1 protein-coding gene is annotated in these 213 nt (G+C 76.1%); it reads left to right on the top strand.

Annotated features, from left to right (window positions below):
* Window positions 1-213 (top strand): hypothetical protein (locus tag QWY29_RS20835; protein WP_300963113.1); only part of this gene is annotated, 213 nt, incomplete at both ends.

The raw sequence follows: 213 nt of genomic DNA, 5'->3' as shown, positions 1-213 counted from the left end.
CCACACGCAGGGGCCGGTCGGCGCGCAGCTCACCGCCAAGGCGGATGCCGTCGTCGACCTCATCGGCGGCGACGCCCTCGAGGACGCGCCGAACCAGGTCCGCGACACGGCCCGCGGCGCCGCCGTCGTCGACGCCGAGACGGTGCTGGGCATGGGCGGTCACTACGTGTTCGTCCGGCCCGAGCGCGACCACCACGACGCGCGGCGCGCGAT

The sequence above is a fragment of the Nocardioides abyssi genome (assembly GCF_030412915.1).
Classification (GTDB): domain Bacteria; phylum Actinomycetota; class Actinomycetes; order Propionibacteriales; family Nocardioidaceae; genus Nocardioides; species Nocardioides abyssi.
This window is presented reverse-complemented; position numbering and strand designations above follow the sequence as displayed.